We start from the raw sequence: 17,536 nt of genomic DNA, 5'->3' as shown, positions 1-17,536 counted from the left end.
CATTTATCTTTGCAGTCATTGCGCCGACTATCGCAGTGCGCCCCAGATTTATCCAATACGCTGCGCGTATAGTTTCCATAGCGCCGAAGCTCTTCACGTCGTGATTCAGTTCCACTCATACCGGGCTGCCAGCTGCGCGATGTTCCGTATCTCGACCGTTGCCGTGGAGCCGGATACTGTCGCGATCACGACTTCGCGCTCCAAGACAAATCCGTCGATCGGCCGAGTGACGAGGCCTTGCACGGTCGGCGATCGTTCCGGAAGAATGCATATGGCGTGGCCGTCAGCGACGACCCGTTGCACCCAGTCCTCGCGATCTGATCGAAAGCGAGGTCGCATGAGCAAGTCCCGTCGCGCGAAGTGATCGAGGATCCGATCGCGAAACTCGCATTTCAGGCGATCGACGAAAGGAAACTCGAGCAGGTCTTCGCCGCGCACGATCTCGTTGGCAGCCAAGGGATGGTTTGCAGAACAGCCGAGCACGAAGCGCTCCCGAAATAGAGGATGCACATCCAGCTTGCGTTCCGGTCTTGTTTCACGCGGCATGATGCACGCGTGGTATTTTCCTGAAAGCACCTCCGATGTGTCCTCGTTCGACTGGAGCGAGTGCAGCTTGATTTCGATGGATGGCATCTCCGCCAATGCGCTCTCGAAGAATGCCGTAAATTCCTTTGGTCCGACGGTGGGCGCGACGGCGACATCCAGCACGCGGTGCCCCCCCATCGCCCAGTGCTCCGAGTGATTGCGAACGCTCTTCATCGCGACCACCATGCGCCGGAATTCTGCCTCGACGTCATGGCCAAGGCCAGTCAGGCGGCTGTTCTTCCCGTCGCGATAGATCAGCGGCCCGCCAAGCTCATCTTCCAAGCGGCGGATCGCGCGGGTCAGACTTGGCTGTGACACACCGCTCAAGCGAGCGGCCGCTGTGAAATTCAGCGTCTCGGCCAAGTTGATGAAATAGCTGACTTGATTGAGTTCCATAGTCCTTTGGCCCACGCGCCTGACTGATACCTCTTCCGTGAGACCGCCTTTGGAACGCAGGTCGCAGAAGTATGCTTGGCGCATATAATCATGATATAGGGGCTTGTCTATATGCGCCAGACATATAAATGATAGCCTGAGATGACGATTACCGGTTGGCGGTGCGCTCCGCTCAGCTCCGTCGAAGGTTCTGAGAGCGCAACCGCCAAGCCGCGTGCTGGAGGTTTGATGGACATGGCAGGAAGATCATTTACGTTTGTCAGTGGGGCTGGCTCTCCGCTGTCCGGGCACCTCGAACCGCCGGAAGGGACGCCGCGGGGCTGGGCGATCTTCGCCCACTGCTTCACGTGCGGGAAAGACAGTCGCGCCGCTGTTCACATCTCGCGCGCGCTGTCGCGTGCGGGCATCGGGGTCTTGAGGTTCGATTTCGCCGGGACCGGGATCGGCGGTGGGACGGGAGAACCTGTGAACTTCGCGTCGGACGTCGAGGACCTTCGGGCCGCCGCAAATGCGATGGCGGCGGCGGGCATGTCACCGTCCCTCCTCGTCGGGCACAGCCTGGGTGGCACCGCTGCGATCGTAGCCGCCGCCGACATGCCTGATATTGCGGCGGTAGCGACGATTGGTGCGCCGGCCGACCTTCAGCATATCTTGCGCCTCTTCGGACCGAATGATCTGGACACCATCGCGAGCGAGGGCGAGGCCTCGGTGGAGATTGCCGGTAGGCCCTTCCTCATTCGCCGAGGGTTCCTTGAGGCGGTTGAGGGGATCGACGTCGAGAAGGCCATTGCCTCCCTGCGACGGCCGGTGCTGGTCATGCACTCTCCGCTGGATCAGGTGGTCGGCATCGACCACGCGTCGCGCATCTTCGTCGCGTCCAGGCACCCTAAAAGCTTCATCTCGCTCGACAACGCGGATCACCTTCTCACCGACGTCGCGGACGCGAACTACGCCGCGGCCATGGTGGCGGTTTGGGCGAGCCGCTTTCTCCCACCACTCAGCGCGGATCTTCCGCAGATCGAGGTTGCGGAGGGCGTCGTCGCCACCGAAACTCTTGCAGGGACGTTCCAGCTCAAGGTCCGCAGCGGCGAGCACACTCTGTTCGCCGACGAGCCAGCATCGGTCGGTGGCCTCGGGACCGGACTATCTCCCTACGAACTCGTATCTGCCGGCCTCGCAGCCTGCACGGTGATGACGATGCGTCTCTATGCGAACCGCAAGGGCTTTCCGCTCGAACGGGCGAGCACGACCGTGCAGCACGAGAAGGTGCCGGACATGATGCCACCCGACCGGTTCACCCGCACCATTGTCCTCGATGGGCCGCTGAGTGATGATCAGCGCGCTCGGATCCTCGCGATCGCTGATCGGTGTCCCGTCGATCTGAGTCTCATCCGGGGTTCGGACGTGCAGACCGAGCTCTTGAGCGCCAGTCAGGCTGCGGATCCCGCGAGGCTGGCTTGACCGTGGCGCACACGGAGGAGGGCGAACGGACTGTGAGCCAATCGCCTACCGGCAATAGGGCGGCCGCGACAGAGCGAGCAATTCTCGCAGGCGGCTGCTTCTGGGGCATGGAGGATTTGCTGCGCCGAGCCAGGGGAGTCATTTCGACGCGTGTCGGTTACACAGGCGGAGAAATGCCTGATCCGACCTACGCGAGACATTACGGCCATGCGGAAGCAGTGGAAGTGACCTTCGACCCTTCCGTTCTCGCCTATCGCTCGCTCTTGGAACTCTTCTTCCAGATACATGACCCCACGACCTACGAGCAACAAGGCAGCGATGTCGGTCCGAGCTATCGATCGGCGATTTTCTACACCACCGAAGTGCAGAAGGAAGTCGCCCTCACAACCATCGCGGAAATCGAGGCATCAGGAAGCTGGCCTGGCCCGGTCGTGTCGGAGATCAACCCAGAAGAACCCTTTTGGGAGGCGGAGCCAGAGCACCAAGAATACCTGGTGCGCTATCCTGGGGGCTATAGCTGCCACTTCGTGCGCCCGACCTGGCGGTTGGACCGCTCAGACGAACGCCCAGCTGTAATACTTGACAGAAAGAGTTGATGATGACCGAAACCGTGACTAATCAGGCCGCCTGGCAGAAAGCGCCGGGGCAGCCACTGAGGATCGGTGTCACCGCTCTGCCGCATCTGGCGGCGAACGAGATATTGATCCGCAACGCGGCCATCGCGATCAACCCACTCGACTGGATTCTGCAGGACGTCGCGCTTTTGCCATGGCTCGACTATCCCGCGATTCTCGGCAGCGACGTCTCCGGTGAGGTCGCGGCGGTCGGTGGCGCGGTCGAGCGGTTCAAGGTCGGCGATCGAGTCATCGGACAGGCGGTCGGGACAACCGTAAATCAACCTGCGCAGGGTGCGTTCCAGCACCACACGATCGTGCTGGACCACATGGCGGCGCCGATCCCCAACAACATTGCCTTCGCTGATGCGGCAGTCCTCCCGCTTGGCCTTGGCACCGCCGCAAGCGGGCTCTACGGACGGACACAGTTGGCTCTCGCGCCACCGTTACACTCGCCGACCGCGCGTCCAGAGGTCGTTCTGGTCTGGGGTGGATCGTCGAGCGTTGGCTGCAACGCCATCCAGCTCGCGGTGGCGTCGGGCTACAGGTGCGTCGCCACCGCTTCGGCGCGCAACGTCGGCCTGTTGAAGGAGCTGGGTGCAAGCGAGGTTCTTGACCACTCGAGTCCAGCCATCGTGGAAGACGTGATTGAGGCAATGCGCGGGCGCAGTCTCGCTGGAACGCTTCACGCGACCGGTCACATGAAAGACTGTTTTGCCGTAGTTGCGAGATGCGAGGGCTCGCGCCGGGTGGCAGCGACGCTGGCCCCGCCCGACGAGCGTTCATTTGGAGTCGAGGCGACGCACATCTCCGGGACGAGCCTCAAGGATGACGAGGTTGGTCCAATGATCTACCGCGAATTCCTGCCGCAGGCTCTCGCGGCGCGCACGTTCGTCCCCGCCCCTCCGGCGAAGATCGTGGGCCAGGGCCTTGAAATGCTCCAGGCTGCCTTGGAAGCCCTGAAGGCGGGTGTATCCGCAGCGAAAATCGTCGTTACCCTGCCTTGAGTGACCAGCCAGGCGGTTTTTCGCGTTCGCAGTCTGAGGTGGCCCGCACTTTGCCGATTGGGAAGCTCTACCGGGAAAACGCGTGTGGGACGCGCGCTGCGCTCCTGCCGGAGCATGCGTTCCCGAAACCTGTTCCCGACTGCTTTTCCCCGAAACTACCTATCGGACATAGAGAAATGGGAATGCAGCGAGTGGTTTGAACGGCCGCTTCCGAAACCGCGTTCCGATCAATTGAGCGGCTAAAAGTGGGGCGATCACCGACATATTAGAATGAGACCGCCATGCCCGATCGGCCGGCTTGACGCGTAGCCAAAAGAATGCGGCTGATGGTAGGCTCGCTGACATTATGAAGCCCCGCCATCTGAGCAGCGTTGAGCTGCCGCAATTGCGAGTCTCCTACGCGTCGTCGTTCTTCTCGCGGTCCACACCTCGCTCATGCAATTCGGCATCGACGGGGCAGTTCGTGCAGCCCTCGTAGCAGCACAAGCGGCAGATGCGGTATGACTGCTCGAGGTTTTCCAAGCGATTTCGGAGAACGCGTTCAGCGATGTCCGATAAGGTTTTCAGTTCGTCTGGATTAAGGATCGATAGCCCTTCGGCAATCACTTGATCGCGCGAGGCCAGGACCTCGTCGCTCGCGACCTTGCCAGTTGGAGTAAGATAGAGGGATCGCGCGCGCCCGTCTGTCGAATGCTCCCTACGCTCGATCAATCCCTCGCTTACCAATCTATCCACCAGGCGAACAGTTCCAGCATGTGAAAGGCCCACCCCGATCGCAAGCATACGGATCGAGAGCCCGGGCTTGTGCGCGAGCAACGCCAGCGCTGAGGCGGCGGGTCCAGCTTCCGGCGCCCGCGATGAACTAGCGCGAACGATGTCGTCGCTGATCATGAGTGCGAACGCCCCGAAAATGTTTCGATCTCGAGGTCCATCCATTGCCACATCTATATGTGCGCGGAGCATAGACAGCAAGCCATACCGTGGTCCTCTTCCTCCGCGCGGCTTGTGGAAAATGTCCTGTTTTAAAAGGGTTTCGGAGGATTTCGACTGATCGAGCGCGCCGAAAAAAACGGGTCCGGCTCGTTAAGGCAGCGGAACCGTTGATACCTGGCGGCTATAGGGCAAGCCTTTTCGCTCGGAATCGCCGTAGGTCGCGCCCGAGAATCACTCCGCGTCAGCGCTGTCATCCAGGCCGCGCAGGTGCAGATCAGCGAGACCTAGCTTGCCCCCGGCGTCGCACTTCCATCGTGTCACCGCGCGCGATCACGATTGTATCAATCCCATTGAGGAACAGTCCGTGCTCCACGACGTCGGGGATTGCGGCGATCGCTGCTACGATTTCGGTGGGCATGGTTATCTCGTCCAGGGCCGCGTCCATCCGTACAGGCTGGACGTTTGCCAACGGGCTATAGGCCCACCCGGAGCGCCAGCCCCATCAAGTCAAAATCCCGCAAAGGTCGCGCGTTTGCTGGGTAAAGGCATCGCCGATGAGGATGGCTTCGTGAGGCAGCGAAGCGCGAACCAGCCGCTCGACATATCTCGCTTATTAGTATATGCGTCGCGCATATACTGCAACGCCTGCCCGAAGCACGTAGACGACGTTCGTGACGTTCCCACGGGACCACTGTTGAGGAATTTTAGATGAGCATTTTCGACCGTTATGAATTTCTTGTCCCCGAGCACGGTCGGAGGGATCTTGGCCTGCTTAGATGGGCTCTCGTGATCGTATTTCTGTGGTTCGGCGCGATGAAGTTCACAGCGTACGAGGCCTATGGTATCGCCCCGTTTATCGAACACAGCCCGATCATGAATTGGCTCGGCATGTTCGGGACGCAGGGGCAAAGCTATTTCATCGGCGTTATCGAGTTATCGACCGGTCTCGTTCTGATCCTTGGTGCATTTCGTCCACTCTTCTCTGCGCTAGGCGCACTAATGTCAGCAGCGACCTATCTGATCACGCTGACCTTTTTCATCACCACTCCAGGTGTCGCGGAGCAGACTGCCGGCGGCTTTCCTGCGATTTCGGCTGCACCAGGGCAGTTTCTACTGAAGGACGCAGTTCTGCTAGCGGCGTCCCTCGTGCTGCTGCGTGCTTCGGTCCGCCACAGAGGGGCGCTTGTGCCCTCGTGACTGTGGTCCTCTCGTGACGGCGGCGTGCAAATCCTGCAGAACCTCCGCGGGGCATGGATGCTCCGTCGCGATATCGAGCCCGGAGGCGCTCAGCTGCATGGCGACGCGGTCTTCGCCCGTTTCGGCGAAGGCGCGCTCGCTTATCGAGAGAGCGGCATTCTCACACTGGCAGATGGCAGAGTATTCTCCGCGTGCCGGCAGTATCGCTATCGCTTGAGCGAGGACAGTGTTGTCGTCGAGTTCGCAGACGGACCTCATATCGGGACGCAGTTCCTCAGCTTGAGTTTCTCGCGGACGGATACCGGGTTGGAAGCGAGTGGCGTCTATGCCTGCGGAGACGACACCTACCATGCAACCTACAGGATTCTGGGGCCGGCGGCCTTTGAAGTGGTCATCATGGTCCAAGGGCCTGCAAAGGCATACGAGCTAGTCAGCCGATATTCCCGGTCGGGATAAATGCTCATGTCAGGAGGGCAAGTCCTCTGTTGCCCTTATCATGGCCGTGAAAGGCAGCGCCGGAATAACTTACCACGCGCTGCAAATCCGAAGACGATTGTCGTCGTCATCAGAAGGTAGGCGACTATCCCACCAGGTGAAAGAGTCGGAACCGCTGCGAGGATCAACCCATCATTCCCGCCGGGTATGAGCGCGATGCCGATACCCATCAATGTGCCGCCGACGATAGATCGCAGAATGCCATTGGCTGTCGGCAGTTGGAGACGCAGATTGCCTTGGCGAAAGGAGGCGGTTAGGGCGCCTGCGATCGAAGAGATCACCGCAGTGAGCGCGACCTCGCCGGCCGGCGACATTCTGAGAGGAAGGGCGCGTTGAATCACGTCTGCGAAGGTCCAGGCCGGCGAGAGTGCATATAGAAGTCCGCCAGTGATACCGAGTCCAATCATCGAAGCGCCGAACGACCAACCCGGCTTTGTTCGCAGAACGCTCTTCGTGGAAACGAAAACGAGTGCCAGCACGAGCACAACTAGGAAGGCTAGGAGAGTAACGAGGCCTGTTGCGCTCGGTTTGGAGATTAAGCTTGGCCATGTTGAATCGTAGCCGAACCTGCCATGGTCGGCAACCAAGATACCAATCGTTAATCCCAAGGGTAGAGCTAGAAGTCGCATCTCCCCATCCCCAAGCCGCGCCAGCGATCCGAGCAGGCATGTGTCATTAATGAGTGCGCCGAGGCCGAAGGCGATGGCGCCGATGAGCAGGAGGAAATTGATGCTGGTCGAGGGTGCGAGTGTTGCGCCCAGTGTTCCCGTCCAGACTATCGGGACCGCAACCAGGCCTGCCGCTGCCGACGCTGCGAGAAATCCGACGAACATTTTCGGCGGCTGTCTTCTGTGTAACTCATGAGCGGCCACCACTAAACAGGTTCCGCCTTGGTTCGCCGCATATCCGAACCCGAAGGCAAGTACGCATAGAAGAAGTTCGAGCGCAAACGATCCCATTATTTCAAGCCTGCCTGATCATATCGTCAGCCTTCTGATGCGACGTTCCAGCGTGGCGAGCGCCCCGGCTTAGCTTTACCACGGGAAGGCGCGATCCTGCTGTAGCCGCACAGATGGCAAAGGCTGACCGAGCCATCTTTGTCGAAGCCGTTTGCCACAAGGAGCCGCTCCGACAGCATGCCTAGAATGTCGAGGTCATTGGGCGACAGGGGCGAAATACATTCGGAGATCACCTGCTCCCGTGCCTTGAGCAAGGCGTCCGTTATCTTCTTCCCCGAATTGGTGAGGTGAATGAAGCGCGCCCGCCTGTCGGTGATTTGTCTTCGTCGTTCCACCAACTGTTCGCGCTCGAGCCTATCGATCAATCGCACCGTCCCGGCATGAGAAAGCCCGATCGAGGTAGCCAAAACGCTGATCGGCAGTCCGGGCTCCATGCTGAGTAACACCATCACGGCGGTCCCCGGGCCGCTTGGTGAAAACGAGGCCGAGACACTGGCGATGCTGTCTGCAACCGCCAACGCGAGTGCACCTAAATGGTACTTGGCGACCTCAGGCTCCATACCGCAAGAATATATGCTTCGCGCATAGACTTCAAGCGTGTGAAAATGTATGACCGCCGCATGCATCTATGACAGATTCGGACATGGTCATGCTCATTGAGGGGCTCAGCTCGGATTCCACATCTGAGATCAACGGACGTGCTCGTTCCCCAGGCGCTAGCGGGGGTGGGCTCGATGAAAGTGGACGTGCATGGGTGCCGCTCACCGGGCGCAGGCGGTTCGCCGATGAGACCGCCGGTATGATCGGACGGGTCTCATGCCCGACCTGACTCTTGATCTCCGATACCTGAAGTACGCCGTTCAGGTCGCCGAGGCCGGCAGCTTCCGCCGAGCGGCGGAGCGCCTATCGATATCGCAATCCACCGTCAGCCGACGTTTGCAGCTGTTTGAGCGCCAACTTGGCTTTTCTCTCTTCAAGCGTACGCGAGCGGGGGCAGGGCTGACTCCAGAAGGTGAGCGCTTCCTTCAACAAGCGGTGGTGGGAGCGCGCTACCTTCGTAACGCCGCAACGGAGATCCGCTCCGCGCGGAAACTCAAGACCGGGCTCGTGAGGTTTGGAATGCTTGAAGCGTTCCCGGCGTGCCCGATCATCAACATTCTCTCGGCATTCAGAAATAGACATCCGACGATCGAGGTAAAGCTTGAGGAAGGCACTTCAGAAGAAAACACTTTGGGGGTGAAGCGCGGATTACTGGACGCAGCAATCAGCCTGAGTGCGAGCAAGAGCCCTCAGTTCCAAGTTCGACGTCTCTGCGAACCAGATCTGTTCGTGGCATTGTCCCCGCTTCACGAGTTGGCAGCACGGCCACAGCTGTCGTGGGAGGACATTTGTGACGAAGTCTTCCTCGTTCGCTCGGATGGCGCTGGGCGTGAGCTCGCTGGCATACTCCGGCGCATGGTGGGCGCCGGAGACGGAGCGGTTCAACTCTCGATCCAACAAGTCAGCCGAGAAACCCTGCTGACGATGGTCGAACAGGGCTTCGGCTTGACCATCACCAGCGTGATCTACCGGCCGGATATCGCGTTGATCCCGCTCCCATCGGCGCGGGCGCCGACGGCCGCTATAATTTCTTCCAGTGACAACGACAACCCGACTCTGCCGCTGCTGCTGAAGTGTTTCGACACCCCCTCTAGAGCGGGGACCACGGATTAATCGGCGCTCCCCGGCGTCAACGTTCGCCTGGCTTTGGCGAAGCCACGGTCTGTCGCGATGAACCGTTGTAACATCGGGACGATTAACCGAGCTGGGTCAACAGCGGACTGACCTTGCTCTCGGCCCAATAGGTGGGCGTAGTCAACAAGGTCCTGGTGGAGAGCTGCAGGTAGCTCGACCTGTACCTTAAGCGGCTTGTCGTCCGCGATGGGGCCTAGCTTAAGCTTCGACATCATCAACCTCCATATGGCTCCAGTACCAAGTCTCGCGTCACGATAACGCGCACGGGAAATCCGGGCCGAATAGTGATCGTGGGCGCGACGTTGAGCTGACGCCTCACAATCTGCTGCCCTGCGTCGTTGATGGTGTCCTGCCCACCGTTCCGGATCGCCTGAACGAGCTGATCGTCGTTGTCGACCGCGAGTTCGGCGCCGACGCTCAGCAGTGTCGACAATCCCGCAGCCTTGGCCAGATCCCACCAATGGTAATCGACGCCATCCTGCAGCCCGGCGAACCCTTCAGCGTCAGCACCAGGCTGGCGCTCGAGAACGATCGAGCGCCCGTTCGGGAAGACGAGCCGAGTCCAGACGAGCAGGACTCGGCTCTGGCCGAACTGCACGTTGTTGTCGTACTGCCCGACCACACGAGTGCCTTGCGGCACAAGCAAGATACGGCCGGTTGGGCTGTCGTAGATGTTTTCGGTGACCTGCGCGGTGATCTGGCCGGGTAGATCGGATCGGATGCCGGTGATCAGCGCCGCGGATATCACTGCTCCCGCCTGAAGGACGTTCGGCGATACTGGCGCAGCGACGCGATCGGGCGCAACCGTCCTGCGATCGGCCGCGGCGTTCAGAAACGCGTTCTGCCGGTCCTGCGCCGAGGGCGTGGCGGGCGGCGGAGCGAGGCCAATGCTCGCCAAATCCGGCACCGGCGCGAGCGCTGGGGCAGCTCCCGCAGCAGCGGGTGTGCCCCGGCTTTCCGATCCGGAGAAGAGACGGCTGGTGCGCGCGGTCTCGATTTCCTGAAGGCGGCGCTGCTCTTCCGGGCTGATGCCGGGATTGGGCGTGGCCGTCCCGGGTGTGGGCACCGGCTGTCCGCGATCCTGGGTACTAAGGATCGGCCGGCCGAGGTCACCGGGAAGAGGGGGACCGAGCTGTGGCACGCCACTGTAATCTCGCGGCAGGCCGGCCAGTCCGTCAGCGGTCGAGCGGTTCTCGGTCGAATAGAGTTCGTCGTTCGGCCGACCGGCGTCGCGGGTCTGAAGCGCGTAGATCAGCGCACCTCCGAGCCCGACGCTGGCGACAAGACCGAGGCCGGCGAGAACCTTCCGCGACAACCGGGTGACGCGGGGCGGTTCGGCCCGCAGCCGCATCGGCGCAGGCCCGACCGGCTCGCCGGTCAGGGGCTGCGCATCGTCGTCCGGCACTTCCTCAATCCGGGGCGGGTTCTCGCTCACGAGGTCGGCCTCCCGTCTGTGCGGACGATCCTGACGCGCTTCTGCTCGCGGCCGGAGCCGAAGCGAAGTTCGGCAGCCGCGAACAGACGATCAACGATCATGTGGTGGCCGCGAACGCGATAGTTCACGAGCTCAGAGGTGTTGCCCTCGGGGCCGACGACGAAGAGTGGCGGCATCTCGCCCTGACCGATGCCGCGCGGAAACTCGATAAAGACCTGGCGTCCGTCGTCGAAGGCGCGCAGCGGCCGCCACGGCGCACGGTCGCCCTCGATCGCATAGCGGAAGTTGACGTTCGCGAGATCGACGCCGCTCGCCACCGGCTGGGCCGCCTGCGCCTCGGCGTTCTGACGGCGCAGCGCAATGAGCTGGTCTTGCGGATACTGCCATGAGACCGACGCCATATAGGTGCGCTCTGTCGAGCGCAGCTCCATGTGATAGGTGCGCATGTTGGTGTTGATGACGAGGTTTGTCATCAGGTCGGCGCGGGTGGGCTTTACTAGGATGTGGATCTGGCGCGTTGCCCCCGATCCGCTCTCGGTGTCGCCGATGATCCAGCGCACTGTGTCGCCGGCGGCCACCGGGCCTGCGCCGACAAGCTGCTCCCCGGGTTGGAGCGCGATGTCGGTGATCTGCCCGACGGCGGTATAGACTTGATAAAGCGCCCCTTGAGTCCACGGGTAGACCTGCATCGAGTTAATGAAGCCGTCGCGCACCGGCTGGACTCGTGCCGCCTCGTTTGCCTGGTTGACGCGAGCGGTCGGATTAGAAGGCTCCGGGGCACGCCGCGTCTCCTCCACACGCTGCAATTGGCCAGGCAGCGGCAGCGGCCGGGGCAGCTCGACCACGGTGACCGGCGCGGGTGGATCGACGGTCTGCACCGCCGGAGCCGCATTGTCGTAGGAAATCTCCGGCGGCGGATTGGTGGTCGCGCAGCCCGCGAGCGCGGTCGCCGCTAGCAGAACGACCGGGAATGCGGCTCTACGGAGAGCCGGGAGTACGTGTGTGTGTGAAGCCGGGTTTCCGGCTTTACGGAAATACGGCTTCATTGCCCAAGCTCCCGTGACCAGTTGATGGCGTTGACGTAGATGCCGAGCGGGTTCGCCCTGAGCCGGTCGGCGTTTCGGGGGATCTGCACGACGATCGTCAGGATCGCGGTCCAGCGCGTGGTCTCGGCGAGCTGGCCATTTTCGTATCGGCGCTCGACCCAGGCGACGCGGAAGCTGTCCGGGGACGCGCGGATGACGCTGGAGACGTCGACAGCGACCTGCTGCCGGCCGACCCGTGTAAAGGGGTCGTTGGAGCGGGCGTAGTCATTGAGCGCCATGGCGCCGCGGTCAGTCGTGAAGTCGTAGGCGCGCAGCCAGTTCTGCCGGACGATGATCGCATCGGCCGGAATGCTCCGGACCTGCTCGATGAAGCGCGCTAGGTGGAAGGCAATCTGCGGATCGGTCGGACGATAGTCGGCCTCGGCGGGCGCGACGGCCTGCGCCTGACCGATGCGATCGACTTGGACCACCCAGGGTACGATCGTCCCGCGTGCTGACTGCACGACGAGCGCGATGGCGAACCCGGCCGATAGGATCAGCGAGCCGAACGCCATGAGCCGCCAGTTCTTGGCCTGCACGCGCGAGGCGCCGATGCGCTCATCCCAGACCTGGGTGGCGCGTTGATAGGGCGTCGCCGGCTCGGGGGCCTTGCCATAATGGGTAGAGGGTCGTTTGAACATCAGCGATCGCCTTCGGAAAGATTGATGGAAGAGCCGCCGCCGTGGGCGTCGCCGGAGCGGACGGCATGGGCCGTGGCCTGGACGGCATGGGTCACGTGCTGGGATCGGCGCATCCGCTGCGCCCAGGCCGGCGGACCGCCGGCGTTCGCGGAACCGGCGGCAGCGGCGCCATCACCGGCCGCGTCACCGCCGATCGAGCCCATGGTGGAAGTGCCGCCTGTCGCCTCAAAGGCGGCCTTGCCGCCAGCGTTGAAGCTTGAGCGCATGCTTTCGGCGGCACGCGATGCGGCGCGACGCAGAGGTGAGACGGCGGCGCTGCCGCCGGCACGCACGACCCCGCCGAGACCGGAAGCGACACCGACCGCGCCGGCCTGCCCGGCTGAGCCAAGGCTGTAAGCGGTGGACGCGCCGCCGGCGATCGCAGCACCGCCACGAGCGGCGGCGGCGGCACCACCGGCCAGCGCAGCACCACCCGACGCAGCGGCGCCGACGGCGCCAGCGCCGAGCGCGACCATGCCGCCTGCGGCCAGGCCAGTGCCGACTGCTGCTCCGGCGCTGAGCTGGGGACCACCGGAGACGATGCCGCTTGCAATACCGGGACCGAAGATACCGAGGCCGAGCAGCGACAGCGCGGCGAGCACGATCGCCATCGCTTCGTCGATTGTCGGGTTCTGGCCGCCGAAACCGGATGTGAATTCTGAGAAGAGCGTCGAGCCGATGCCGATGATGACGGCCAGCACCAGCACCTTGATGCCGGAGGAGATGACGTTGCCGAGCACGCGTTCGGCCATGAAGGCCGACTTGCCGAACAGGCCGAACGGGATCAGCACGAAGCCGGCGAGCGTCGTCAGCTTGAACTCGATGAGCGTGACGAAGAGCTGGATGGCGAGGATGAAAAAAGCGAGCAGCACCAGCGCCCAGGCCAGGAACATGCAGGCGATCTGGATGAAGTTCTCGAAGAACGACCAGTAGCCCATGAGGCTGGAGATGGAATCGAGCAGCGGCCGTCCGGCGTCGAGCCCGGTCTGAGCGACCTTGCCAGGGCGCAAGAGGTCGGCCGTGGTGAACCCGGTGCCGCTAGCCTTCAGGCCGAGGCCGGCGAAGCTCTCGAAAATGATCCGGGCGAGGTTGTTCCAATTACCGATGATGTAGGCGAACACGCCGACGAACAGCGTCTTCTTCACCAGGCGGGCCATGATGTCGTCGTCGGCGCCCCAGCTCCAGAACAGCGCCGCCAGCGTCACGTCGATGACGATCAGGGTGGTGGCGATGAAGGCGACTTCGCCGCTGAGTAGCCCGAATCCGCTGTCGATGTAGCGGGTGAAGACCTCAAGAAAATGGTCAATGACGCCGGTGCCGCCCATGATCTTATCTCGCCTCGTCGAGCTGCGGCGGCGCGATCGGTGCGGCGGGCTCGAAGGCCGGCTGATCGGTGCGGTCCGATTGGGGTATGAGAGTGTTTCGCGGCGCTGGCGGGATGTCCGGCAAGCGCTCGGTAGGTCGCGCGCCGGGCGCGAGGAAGCGGTTGCGGTTTTCGGCCCAGGCCCGCAGGCACGCCGGATCGCGCGGCCCCGCTTCGCCGAGCACCTGGCAGCGGATCATTTCGTCGCGCAACGGATCGCCCTGCGCTTGGGTGGTCCGGTCGGACGGCCACGCCTCCCGCACTTCCTCTTTCCGGTTCATCTCGATCGCGGTCGCAGTGATCGCGACGGCCACGAACACCACAGCGCCGAGCCGTGCGAGCATCTTGCCGTCCATGGCCGCGCCCTCAGTTGCCGTTCGGGAACATGCGGGCGTTGCCGGGCTGATAGCCGGTGCCCGGCGTCAGGAACCGTCGGCGCTGTTCGCGACCCTGTTCGGCCGCGGCAGATCGCTCGGCCTCGGACAGGCTTTGCGCCCGGCCGTTGGCGGCAACGACGGCGGTGAGATCGGCAAGCTGCTGCGCTTGCAGCGCGAGAAGCTGGTTGCCGGCCTGCGTCGCCTGCAGCGCTCCCGTCGCGCCCTGGCTCTGGCCGACCAGTGACGACATCTCGGCGCGGTTGGTGTCGATGTTGCCGACCACGCCGGCCTGGACGCGCATGGCGTCCTGCAGGCCGCCGACCGTGTTCTGCCAGCGCTCCCGCGCCTGCGCCACGAGCGCCTGGTCGGAGGCGGACATGGAGGCGTTGCCGTAGGTCGACGTGAACGCCTGGTCGATGCGCTGGACGTCGTAGGCGATTCCCTGCGCCTGTTGCAGGAGCTGCTGGGTGCGCTGAACCGACTGCTGAAGCTGCTGGAGCGAGGAGTATGGCAGGCTGGCGAGGTTGCGGGCCTGGTTGATCAGCATCGTCGCTTCGTTCTGAAGCTGGGTGATCTGCTGATTGACCTGCTGGAGGGTGCGCGCCGCCGTCAGGACGTTCTGCGCATAGTTGGTCGGATCGTAGACGATCCATTGCGCAGCGGCGGGAGTGCTGAGGATCGGCGAAAGCGCGATCGGCGCGGCAAGCAGCGCTGCGGTGATACGCAGTGCAAGCGAGCGGGATTGAGTAGAACGGGTCATGGGCGTGTCTCCGGATCGGTTTGGGGGATGACATTGGTGAGGTCGGCGATGAGGTCCGCGGCCCAGGCAAGCCGGTTCTCGGCGAGCCACTCAGCGAGGAAGCCATCCGTGCCGCTGCGGGCGTGAACGTCCGCGATCAGCGCCTGGTGCTGCTTGGACGACGCGGCGCAGAGCGCGAGCGCCACGTCCGACAGCCCCAGCTCGAACAGCCGGTTGCCGCGCCGCGACTGGCAGTAATAGTCGCGCTTAGGCATCGCCCGCGCGAGGATCTCGATCTGGCGATCGTTGAGCCCAAAGCGGCGATAGATGGCGGTGATCTGCGGCTCGATCGCGCGTTCGTTCGGCAGCAGGATGCGAGTCTGACAGCTCTCGATGATGGCTGGCGCGATCGCTGAGCCGTCGATGTCGGAGAGCGACTGCGTCGCGAAGATGACGCTGGCGTTCTTCTTGCGCAGCGTCTTCAGCCACTCGCGGAGCTGACCGGCGAAACCCTCGTCGTCTAGCGCCAGCCAGCCTTCATCGACGATCAGCAGCGTGGGGCGACCGTCGAGGCGGTCCTCGATGCGGTGGAAGAGATAGGCGAGCACGGCGGCGGCGGCGCCCGTGCCGATCAACCCTTCTGTTTCGAAGACCTGGACATTCGCTTCGCCCAGATGCTCGGCCTCGGCGTCGAGCAACCGGCCATAGGGACCGCCGACGCAATAGGGCCGAAGCGCCTGCTTCAGGTCGTTGGACTGCAGCAGGACGGACAGGCCGGTGAGCGTCCGCTCGTTGATCGGCGCGGACGCCAGCGAGGAGAGCGCCGACCAGAGATGCTCCTTCACCTCGGGCGTGACCGGCATGCTCTCTCGCCCCAGGATCGCGACCAGCCAGTCGGCGGCCCAGGCACGTTCGGCGACATCGTCGATCCGGGCCAGCGGCTGAAGCGACACGCTGTCGTCGGCGCCTTCGGTCAGGCCGCCGCCGAGATCGTGCCAGTCGCCCCGCATGGCGAGCGCGGCTGCTCGGATCGATCCCCCGAAGTCGAAGGCGAAGACCTGGGATTGTGGATAGCGCCGGAACTGAAGCGCCATCAGCGCGAGCAAAACGGATTTTCCGGCGCCGGTCGGACCGACGATCAGCGTATGGCCGACATCGCCGACATGGATGGAAAGCCGGAACGGGGTCGAGCCTTCGGTTCTGCCGTAAAGCAGTGGGGGTGCATCGAAGTGCTCGTCCCGTTCCGGTCCCGCCCACACCGCCGACAGCGGGATCATGTGGGCGAGATTCAATGTGGAGATCGGAGGTTGCCTGACATTGGCGTAGACATGGCCGGGCAGCGAGCCGAGCCAGGCGTCCACGGCGTTGATCGTCTCGGGCATGGCGGTGAAGTCGCGGCCCTGGATGACCTTCTCGACCATCCGCAGCTTCTCGGCTGCAATGCGCGGATCATCGTCCCAGACGGTGATCGTCGCGGTGACATAGGCCTGGCCGGCGTAGTCGGCGCCCAGCTCCTGCAACGCCATATCGGCGTCGGCGGCCTTGTTGGCCGCATCGGTATCGACCAGCGCAGAGGCCTCGTTGGTCATCACCTCCTTGAGGATGGCGGCGATCGACTTGCGCTTGGCGAACCACTGACGCCTGATCTTCGTCAGCAGCTTGGTGGCGTCGGTCTTGTCGAGCAGGACGGCGCGTGTTGACCAGCGATAGGGAAAGGCCAGCCGGTTCAGCTCATCGAGGATGCCGGGCGTGGTCGCGGTCGGGAAGCCGACAATGGTGAGGATGCGGACATGTGCGTCGCCGAGCCGGGGTTCGAGCCCACCGGTCAGGGGCTGATCGGCCAGCAGCGCATCGAGATATATCGGCGTCTCGGGCACGCGGACGCGGTGCCGCTTGGTCGAGACGGTCGAATGCAGATAGGTCAGCGTCTCGCCGTCATCGAGCCAGGCGCATTCCGGCATGAAGGCGTCGATGAGCTGAAGGATGCGATCGGTGCGGTCTGCGAAGCCGCGCAGGATCTCGTGCGCATCGACGCCAGCGTGATCGCGACCCTCATAGAGCCAGGTCTCTGCGCGCGCCGCGTCTTCGGCCGGGGGAAGGTAGAGGAAGGTGAGGAAGTAGCTCGATTCGAAGTGCGCGCCGGCTTCCTCGAAGTCGGCTTTCCGTTCGGCGTCGACCAAGGCCGACGCGCTGTCGGCGAACACGCTGGCCGGATAGGTCGCGGCACCATGGCGCTGCGCCTCGACGAAGATGGCCCAGCCGGAGCCCAGGCGACGGAAGGCGTTGTTGAGGCGCCCGGCGACCGCGACCAGCTCGGCCGGAACGGCACTGTCGAGGTCGGGTCCGCGAAACCGTGCAGTTCGCTGCAAGCTGCCGTCCTTGTTCAGGACGATGCCTTCGCCGACCAGAGCGACCCAGGGCAGGAAGTCGGCGAGACGGGTATTGCGGTTGCGATATTCGGCGAGGTTCATCATCG

Annotated in this window: 19 protein-coding genes; 7 read left to right on the top strand and 12 right to left on the bottom strand. The window is 63.2% G+C overall.

Annotated features, from left to right (window positions below):
• Window positions 1-105: 105 nt before the first annotated feature.
• Entirely contained in the window at window positions 106-981 is an 876-nt protein-coding gene (locus tag U2P60_RS18785; RefSeq protein ID WP_011191349.1) for a LysR family transcriptional regulator, read from the bottom strand.
• Window positions 982-1,209: 228 nt separating this feature from the next.
• Between U2P60_RS18785 and U2P60_RS18780 the strand changes: the two genes are divergently transcribed.
• The 3 genes from U2P60_RS18780 to U2P60_RS18770 all read left to right on the top strand — a co-directional run bounded on the left by U2P60_RS18780 (window position 1,210) and on the right by U2P60_RS18770 (window position 4,063).
• Window positions 1,210-2,442: a bifunctional alpha/beta hydrolase/OsmC family protein gene (locus U2P60_RS18780; RefSeq protein WP_045269764.1), complete on the top strand. Its 1,233-nt coding sequence runs from the start codon at window positions 1,210-1,212 to the stop codon at window positions 2,440-2,442.
• A 107-nt stretch (window positions 2,443-2,549) separates the two neighbouring features.
• Window positions 2,550-3,038: a peptide-methionine (S)-S-oxide reductase MsrA gene (gene msrA / locus U2P60_RS18775; RefSeq protein ID WP_045269765.1), complete on the top strand. Its 489-nt coding sequence runs from the start codon at window positions 2,550-2,552 to the stop codon at window positions 3,036-3,038.
• Window positions 3,038-4,063, top strand: a complete 1,026-nt coding sequence (locus U2P60_RS18770) for a zinc-binding alcohol dehydrogenase family protein (RefSeq protein ID WP_004357654.1) — start codon at window positions 3,038-3,040, stop codon at window positions 4,061-4,063. Before msrA ends, U2P60_RS18770 begins: the two co-directional genes overlap by 1 nt.
• Window positions 4,064-4,459: 396 nt before the next feature.
• Here the strand turns inward: U2P60_RS18770 and U2P60_RS18765 are convergent, their stop codons facing one another.
• A complete protein-coding gene (locus U2P60_RS18765; protein ID WP_004099028.1) occupies window positions 4,460-4,954 on the bottom strand; it encodes a MarR family winged helix-turn-helix transcriptional regulator in 495 nt (164 codons plus the stop codon).
• 750 nt (window positions 4,955-5,704) lie between these two features.
• Here U2P60_RS18765 and U2P60_RS18760 point away from each other — a divergent pair.
• On the top strand, window positions 5,705-6,193 hold the full coding sequence (locus U2P60_RS18760) for a YkgB family protein (protein ID WP_018429614.1): 489 nt from the start codon (window positions 5,705-5,707) through the stop codon (window positions 6,191-6,193).
• A 24-nt stretch (window positions 6,194-6,217) separates the two neighbouring features.
• Window positions 6,218-6,649, top strand: coding sequence for a DUF6314 family protein (locus tag U2P60_RS18755; protein ID WP_232092758.1), 432 nt, complete (start codon window positions 6,218-6,220; stop codon window positions 6,647-6,649).
• A gap of 38 nt (window positions 6,650-6,687) precedes the next feature.
• On the opposite strand, the gene U2P60_RS18750 is transcribed toward U2P60_RS18755, so the two are convergent.
• A complete protein-coding gene (locus U2P60_RS18750) occupies window positions 6,688-7,647 on the bottom strand; it encodes a YeeE/YedE thiosulfate transporter family protein (RefSeq protein WP_103243971.1) in 960 nt (319 codons plus the stop codon).
• Window positions 7,648-7,673: 26 nt separating this feature from the next.
• Window positions 7,674-8,096, bottom strand: coding sequence for a MarR family winged helix-turn-helix transcriptional regulator (locus U2P60_RS18745; RefSeq protein WP_223296479.1), 423 nt, complete (start codon window positions 8,094-8,096; stop codon window positions 7,674-7,676).
• A 179-nt stretch (window positions 8,097-8,275) separates the two neighbouring features.
• Between U2P60_RS18745 and U2P60_RS18740 the strand changes: the two genes are divergently transcribed.
• Together U2P60_RS18740 and U2P60_RS18735 are read left to right on the top strand one after the other, a co-directional pair.
• Window positions 8,276-8,476 (top strand): hypothetical protein, encoded by a 201-nt coding sequence (locus U2P60_RS18740; RefSeq protein WP_052819666.1) that lies wholly within the window; start codon window positions 8,276-8,278, stop codon window positions 8,474-8,476.
• Window positions 8,464-9,360, top strand: coding sequence for a LysR substrate-binding domain-containing protein (locus tag U2P60_RS18735; RefSeq protein ID WP_413570747.1), 897 nt, complete (start codon window positions 8,464-8,466; stop codon window positions 9,358-9,360). The genes U2P60_RS18740 and U2P60_RS18735 overlap by 13 nt, the downstream gene beginning before the upstream one ends.
• Here U2P60_RS18735 and U2P60_RS18730 read toward each other — a convergent pair.
• The 8 genes from U2P60_RS18730 to trbE are packed head-to-tail and all read right to left on the bottom strand — an operon-like array spanning window position 9,357 to window position 17,534.
• The gene (locus U2P60_RS18730; RefSeq protein WP_026227538.1) at window positions 9,357-9,593 is read right to left on the bottom strand and encodes a DUF2274 domain-containing protein; all 237 of its coding nucleotides are present in this window, start codon (window positions 9,591-9,593) and stop codon (window positions 9,357-9,359) included. The two genes, U2P60_RS18735 and U2P60_RS18730, sit on opposite strands and share 4 nt — an antisense overlap.
• 2 nt (window positions 9,594-9,595) lie before the next feature.
• Window positions 9,596-10,816 carry a TrbI/VirB10 family protein gene (locus U2P60_RS18725; protein WP_103243969.1) on the bottom strand — a complete coding sequence of 407 codons (1,221 nt, stop codon included), beginning with the start codon at window positions 10,814-10,816 and terminating at the stop codon, window positions 9,596-9,598.
• Window positions 10,813-11,862 (bottom strand): P-type conjugative transfer protein TrbG, encoded by a 1,050-nt coding sequence (trbG, locus tag U2P60_RS18720; protein ID WP_011191356.1) that lies wholly within the window; start codon window positions 11,860-11,862, stop codon window positions 10,813-10,815. The genes U2P60_RS18725 and trbG overlap by 4 nt, the downstream gene beginning before the upstream one ends.
• Window positions 11,859-12,542, bottom strand: coding sequence for a conjugal transfer protein TrbF (trbF, locus tag U2P60_RS18715; protein WP_103243968.1), 684 nt, complete (start codon window positions 12,540-12,542; stop codon window positions 11,859-11,861). The genes trbG and trbF overlap by 4 nt, the downstream gene beginning before the upstream one ends.
• The gene (gene trbL, locus U2P60_RS18710) at window positions 12,542-13,906 is read right to left on the bottom strand and encodes a P-type conjugative transfer protein TrbL (protein WP_103243967.1); all 1,365 of its coding nucleotides are present in this window, start codon (window positions 13,904-13,906) and stop codon (window positions 12,542-12,544) included. The genes trbF and trbL overlap by 1 nt, the downstream gene beginning before the upstream one ends.
• 4 nt (window positions 13,907-13,910) lie before the next feature.
• A complete protein-coding gene (gene trbK-alt / locus U2P60_RS18705; protein WP_103243966.1) occupies window positions 13,911-14,300 on the bottom strand; it encodes a putative entry exclusion protein TrbK-alt in 390 nt (129 codons plus the stop codon).
• 10 nt (window positions 14,301-14,310) lie between these two features.
• Complete coding sequence (gene trbJ / locus U2P60_RS18700) at window positions 14,311-15,081, bottom strand: P-type conjugative transfer protein TrbJ (protein WP_066115942.1); 771 nt, start codon at window positions 15,079-15,081, stop codon at window positions 14,311-14,313.
• On the bottom strand, window positions 15,078-17,534 hold the full coding sequence (gene trbE / locus U2P60_RS18695) for a conjugal transfer protein TrbE (protein WP_103243965.1): 2,457 nt from the start codon (window positions 17,532-17,534) through the stop codon (window positions 15,078-15,080). The genes trbJ and trbE overlap by 4 nt, the downstream gene beginning before the upstream one ends.
• Between the last annotated feature and the right edge of the window lie 2 nt (window positions 17,535-17,536).

This window comes from Brucella sp. H1_1004, assembly GCF_047308065.1.
Taxonomy (GTDB): Bacteria; Pseudomonadota; Alphaproteobacteria; order Rhizobiales; family Rhizobiaceae; genus Brucella; species Brucella pseudogrignonensis_B.
This window is presented reverse-complemented; position numbering and strand designations above follow the sequence as displayed.